The sequence below is a fragment of the Tepidiforma sp. genome, from assembly GCF_034432735.1.
Lineage (GTDB): Bacteria > Chloroflexota > Dehalococcoidia > Tepidiformales > Tepidiformaceae > Tepidiforma.
This window is the reverse complement of record NZ_DAOUBJ010000043.1, coordinates 1-5919: the sequence shown is the minus strand read 5'-3', so window position 1 is coordinate 5919 and position 5919 is coordinate 1. Positions and strand designations below refer to the sequence as shown.

Genomic DNA, 5919 nt, shown 5'->3' with positions numbered 1-5919 from the left:
AAAATTCCCGACCCCTCACGGTTCATCGTCGTCACCGATCCCGGGACCCCCCTGGAGGCCGAAGCGCGCCGGCTTGGCATCGGCCAAGTCTTCCTCAACCCGCCCGATATCGGCGGGCGGTTCTCCGCGCTTTCATATTTCGGCCTCGTCCCGGCCATGCTTAGCGGCGTCGATGTCCCGGCCTTGCTCGGGCGCGTCGGACCCATGGCCCGGGCCTGCCGCGAGCCACGCCACCTCGCCTCCAACCCCGGCACATGGCTCGGTACCGTCATCGCAGAGGCCGCCCTCGCCGGCAAAGATAAGCTCACCCTCATCCTCCCTCACCAGGTCGAAGCGCTCGGCCACTGGATCGAACAGCTCGTCGCTGAATCCACCGGCAAGTGCGGGAAGGGCATCGTCCCGGTCGCAGGAGAACGTCTCGGTTCGCCCGGCGTCTACAGCCACGACCGCCTCTTCGTCGCCTACGGCACCATCGATGGGCTCGATGCCATCGAGGCCGCCGGCCACCCGGTAGTCCGCTTGCCTGCCATCGGACCACTGGACCTCGGAGCCGAATTCTTCCGCTGGGAGTTCGCCACCGCTATAGCTGGCCACATCCTCGGCATCAACCCCTTCGATCAACCCAACGTCGAAGAGGCCAAGCAGATGGCCCGCCAACTGCTCGCCGGCAGCGCACCCGAGCCAGAGACACCCCCGGCCGCCGATGTCCTGGCTTCCCTGCGTCCGGGAGACTACCTTGCCATCCTTGCCTACCTCCCACGGAATCGAACGTCCACCGCCCGGCTCGAACACGCCCGCCACGCCCTCCGCAACCGGCTTCGCGTAGCCGTCACCGTCGGCTTCGGACCTCGCTATCTCCACTCGACCGGTCAACTCCACAAGGGCGGTCCGAATACCGGAGTCTTCCTCGTCGTCGAAGACCCGCCCGCCGTCGACTTCCCCGTGCCGGGCGAAAGCTACACCTTCGCCGCGCTCGAAACCGCCCAAGCCCGCGGCGATGTCGCCGCCCTCCTTCACCACGGCCGCCGCGCCGCCCGCCTCTCGCTCGATGAACTCGAACAGCTGGCCACCGCCCCATGATGGGCAAGCGGCTCGCTGGCATCCTCCTCCATCCCACCTCGCTCCCCCACCCCGCCACCCTCGGCGAGCCCGCCATACGCTTTCTCGACCTCCTCGCGGCCGCCGGGGCCCGCGCCTGGCAGATGCTGCCCGTCTGCCCGCCGGGCCCCTACGATTCCCCCTACGCCGGACGCTCCGCCTTCGCCGGCGACGACCGCCTCATCGATCTCCACTGGCTTGTCGAGCGGGGGTGGCTCACGGCCGACGAGGCAGTGTTGCCCCCCGTCGGCCGGCCCCACCGCGTCGATTTCGCCGCGCTCCGCCAAGCCCGGTGGCCGCGGCTTCAGCGTGCATACCAGCGATTCCGCGCCTCGTCTTCCAACGACCAACTCCAAGCCTTCGTCCAGGAACAACCTTGGGCATCCGAATTCGCCCTCTTCGAAACCCTGCATCGCGTTACGGGGCGCCCCTGGTGGGAATGGCCGCCAGAGTACCGGGACCTCCCCCCGCCGGCACCCATCCCGTCCGCCGGACTGGACGATGCAATCCACTTCAACCTCTTCCTCCAGTACGTTTTCGATGCTCAGTGGCGCGAATTCCGCGCCGCCGCCCGAGAGCGAAACATCGTCCTCATTGGCGATATGCCAATCTTCGTCGACCGCGACAGCGCCGACCACTGGACCCGCCGTCATCTCTTCTTGCTCGACGCCAACGGAAACCCTTCCGTAGTCGCCGGCGTCCCCCCCGATGCCTTCAGCGAAACAGGCCAACGCTGGGGTAACCCCCTCTACGACTGGGACGCAATGCGCGCCGATGGCTACCGATGGTGGATCGACCGGTTCCGACGCGCCCTCGCCCTCTTCGACGCCGTCCGGGTCGACCACTTCCGGGGCTTCGTGGCCGCCTGGCACATCCCCGCACATGAGCCAACAGCCGTCCGTGGTTCGTGGTTTCCCGGACCCGGCCGCGACCTGTTCGATGCGCTCCAGCGCGAGCTCGGCACCCTGCCCATCATCGTCGAGGACCTCGGCATCATCACCGATGACGTGCGGGCCCTCCGCGACGAATTGGGCTACCCCGGCATGGCCGTATTGCAGTTCGCCTTCGGAGGCGATCCCGACAACCCGTACCTCCCCCGAAACCACCGCCGGAACCAGGTCGTCTACACCGGCACCCACGACAACGACACCACGCTCGGTTGGTGGCAACACCTCCCCGAATGGGAGCGCGACAACGTCCGCCGCGAACTCGGCATCGACGGCTCGCACATCGTCGATGACCTCATCTCCACCGCGCTCCACAGCATCGCCGAGACGGCCATCGTCCCCATGCAGGATCTGCTCGCCCTCGACAGCGAACATCGCATGAACCACCCCGGCAGGGCCGAGGGCAACTGGACGTGGCGCTTCGCCTGGGAGCAGGTCCAGCCCGATCGCCTCGCCTGGTTTCACGACCTCGCCGCCGAAACCGCAAGACTGTCGGATGGTTGAGCTCCCCCGACGGTCCCCGACCATCCCCCGGCTTCCGCGAAGGGACACCGACACGGACGCCAGCGCCGAGGCGCCCGAGCCTGCAATTCCACCCCGGCTCGCGTACGCTCCCTGCACACCACCTTGGAGGTCCCAGCATGGAGTACCGACCCCTCGGCCGCACCGGCGTCCGCGTCAGCCCACTCTGCCTCGGTGCGATGATGTTCGGCGGCCGCACCTCCCCTTCCGATGCCGCAGACATCATCGACCGCGCACTCGACGCCGGCATCAACTTCATCGACACCGCGAACGTCTACGCCCAAGGCCGCAGCGAAGAAGCCGTTGGCGCCGCCCTCGCGCGCAACGGCCGGCGCAACGACGTCATCCTCGCTACCAAAGTACACGGGCGCATCGGCGAAGGCCCGAACGCCATGGGCAACGCCCGCCGCCACATCATCGAACAATGCCATGCAAGCCTGCGGCGCCTCGGCACCGATTGGATCGACCTCTACCAGATCCATCGCCCTCAGCCCGACATCCCCATCGACGAAACACTCCGTGCCCTCGACGACTTGGTTCGCTCCGGCAAAGTCCGCTACATCGGCACCAGCACCTTCGCCGCCTGGCAGCTCGTCGAAAGCCTCTGGGTCTCGAAGGAGTACGGACTCGAGCGCTTCGTCTGTGAGCAGCCACCCTACAACCTCCTCGACCGGCGGATCGAACGCGAGCTCCTCCCGATGGCTCGCGCCTACGGATTTGCCATCATCCCCTGGAGCCCCCTGGCCGGCGGCCTGCTCACCGGAAAATACACCCGCAACGCGCCACCCCCGCCCGACAGCCGCTACGCCAACCTCGACGCCAACCCCATGTACCGCCGGCGCATGAACGATGCCATCTGGGATGTCATCGAACCCCTGGAATCGCTCGCGCGCGACAAAGGAACCACCATCTCCCGCCTTGCGCTCGCATGGTGCATGCATCAGCCCGGTGTCACGAGCCCGATCATCGGACCTCGCACCATGGAACAGCTCGAAGACAACCTCGCCGCCCTCGACATCGCCATAACCGACGAAGACCGCCAAGCGATCGACCGGATCATCGCACCCGGAACCCACGTATCGCCCTACTACGAAGCAGATTGGCAGCCAGGTCCGTACCGATGGTGACCAGACCGATAGCCGGCTCCACCGTCCACCGCCGCCACCATCCCGGGAGGGCCACATGCAAGAGATGACCGGCGGCGAAGCCGTCTACCACGCGCTTCGAGCGCTCGACGTAGCGCACGTCTTCGGCATCGTCAGCGTGCACAACATCCCCATCTACGACGCCATTCACCGTCTCGGCGGCATCACCCCCATCGCCGTTCGCCACGAGCAAGCCGCCCTCCACGCTGCCGATGGCTACGCCCGCGCCACAGGCCGAATCGGCGTCGCCATCGCGAGCACCGGCCCCGGAACCACCAACGCAATGACCGGCCTCTACGAAGCCCAGTTCGCCTCCAGCCGAGTCCTCCTCATCACCGGACAAGTCGAATCCCTTTTCTACGGCAAAGCCAAGGGCTTCCTCCACGAGGCCGAGGCCCAACTTCCCATGCTCCGGACCGTCACCCGCCGCGCAGAGTCCGTGCGCCGGACCGAGGACATCGCCCGCACCATCGTCGAAGTGGCCCGCGACATCTCCACCGGTCGCCCGGCACCCGGAGCCGTCGAAATCCCGATCGACCTTCAGTACACCCGCGCCGAGGTCGACGTTCCCCACGTCGAGGCCTGGCCTCGCGTCAGCCCCGACCGTACCACCCTCGCACGCGCCGCCGAGGTGCTCCAGCAGGCCCGCCGCATCCTCATCTGGGCCGGCGGCGGCGTCCTCGCGGCCGGTGCCGAAAGAGAGCTCCAGCAATTGGCCGAGGAACTCGGCGCACCGGTCCTCACCTCCCCCAACGGCCGCGGTTCCATCCCCGAGGACCATCCCCTCGCCCTCGGCCCCCTCTCCGCTCATCCCGGTCTCCAAGAAGTGCTCGAAACAGCCGATGCCATCCTCGCTGTCGGCACCCGCTTCCAGGCAGGCCCTACCCGCAACTGGACGCTGCGATTCGCCGCAAAGCTCGTCCACATCGATGCCGACCCGGCAGTCATCGGTCGAAACTACCCGCCCGAAGTCGCCATCGTCGGAGACGCGCGGCTAGCGCTCAGCCAGCTGCTTCGCCACCTCGCCGGCCACCGCTCCGAAGGGTCATTCGCCGAGCGCGCCGCTACCCTGCGCGACGCCGCTCGCGAAGCGATTCGGCGCGAAATCGGCCCCGACTACGCCGCCATCATGGACGCCATCCGCGAGCTCGCACCTCGCGACGCCCTCATCGTCCGCGATGCCACCGTTCCCGCCTACCTCTGGGGAAACCGGCTGCTCCCCATCCTCGCACCCCGGACGTCCATCTACCCAACATCCGCAGCCATCGGACCGGGGCTTCCTCTCGCACTCGGTGCCGCCATCGGTACCGCCCGCCCCGCCATCGTCATCCAGGGCGATGGCGGATTCATGCTCGCCCTCGGCGAACTCGCCACCGCGGCACAGTACAACGTCCCGGTCATCGTCTGCATCTTCAACGACCACGGATACGGCGTATTGCGCACCATCGAGGGGCGTACCTTCCAAGGTCGCCAGTTCGGCGTCGACCTCGCAACGCCCGACTTCGTCCGACTCGCCGAGGCGATGGGCATCCGTGCCGAGCCCGTCGCGTCGGCCCCCGGTTTCCGGGCCGCCCTATCGCGTGCACTGGAACACGGCGGGCCTACCCTCCTCGATATCGACATGGCGCAGCTCGTACCCATGGGCGGCCTCGGCTCCCCGCCACCGAGGCCGGCCCCCGACCGAGCCCACTGACCCCGGCCAAACCCCGACAGGCCCTCCCCGTACGGGGAGGGCCTGTCCGAGAGCGTCGAATACCCGCCTACACGTTCGAAAGCACTTCCCGCATCTTGCGCCAGCGTTCCGCCCGGATGCGGGCCGCGCCTTCCAGGTTCGACGTGTCGACCTCCGCGATCATCGCGCCATAGGCCGCGTACGTCGGGATCTCGTCGTCGGTCAGCTCCCGCATCCGCTTCTTGCGGGCAAGCGCCTTTTCGATGTAGGGCGCAAGCTCCTCCATCTTCTTCCGTTGTCGCCGCTCCTCTTCCTCCTGGAACTCCGGCATCACCTCCGCCGCGAACAGCTCCAGCGCCTCGCAGATGTGCTCGTGGCGATTCTTGCCTCCCTGCTGGATGAACACCGTCTGGTCCACACCAGCCTCGGCGAACTTCCGCAGATGCTGGCGAAGATCCTCCGGCGTCCCGATACCGTCCGTCCCGCCGCCCAGGAAGTCGAGCTGTTCAGCGCCCATCGCCGCCTTCACCCGCTC

At 67.5% G+C, this 5919-nt stretch carries 3 protein-coding genes and 2 pseudogenes; 4 read left to right on the top strand and 1 reads right to left on the bottom strand.

Annotation, left to right across the window (positions count from 1 at the left end):
- From VAE53_RS04505 to VAE53_RS04490, 4 genes and pseudogenes are all read left to right on the top strand, one after another.
- Positions 1 to 1080: pseudogene (locus VAE53_RS04505) on the top strand (hypothetical protein); the annotation flags it as partial.
- Positions 1077 to 2549, top strand: a complete 1473-nt coding sequence (malQ, locus tag VAE53_RS04500) for a 4-alpha-glucanotransferase (RefSeq protein ID WP_322818174.1) — start codon at positions 1077 to 1079, stop codon at positions 2547 to 2549. The pseudogene VAE53_RS04505 and the gene malQ, both read left to right, overlap by 4 nt.
- 137 nt (positions 2550 to 2686) lie before the next feature.
- Positions 2687 to 3694, top strand: a complete 1008-nt coding sequence (locus VAE53_RS04495; RefSeq protein ID WP_322818173.1) for an aldo/keto reductase — start codon at positions 2687 to 2689, stop codon at positions 3692 to 3694.
- Positions 3695 to 3749: 55 nt separating this feature from the next.
- Positions 3750 to 5405, top strand: a complete 1656-nt coding sequence (locus VAE53_RS04490) for a thiamine pyrophosphate-binding protein (RefSeq protein ID WP_322818172.1) — start codon at positions 3750 to 3752, stop codon at positions 5403 to 5405.
- A 67-nt stretch (positions 5406 to 5472) separates the two neighbouring features.
- Here VAE53_RS04490 and VAE53_RS04485 read toward each other — a convergent pair.
- Positions 5473 to 5919, bottom strand: a pseudogene (locus VAE53_RS04485) (hypothetical protein); the annotation flags it as partial.

Bases quoted from the DNA above. Each gene is read 5' to 3' on its own strand.
- VAE53_RS04495 (WP_322818173.1), top strand. From the start codon at position 2,687: ATGGAGTACCGACCCCTCGGCCGCACCGGCGTCCGCGTCAGCCCACTC.
- VAE53_RS04490 (WP_322818172.1), top strand. From the start codon at position 3,750: ATGCAAGAGATGACCGGCGGCGAAGCCGTCTACCACGCGCTTCGAGCG.
- malQ (WP_322818174.1), top strand. From the start codon at position 1,077: ATGATGGGCAAGCGGCTCGCTGGCATCCTCCTCCATCCCACCTCGCTC.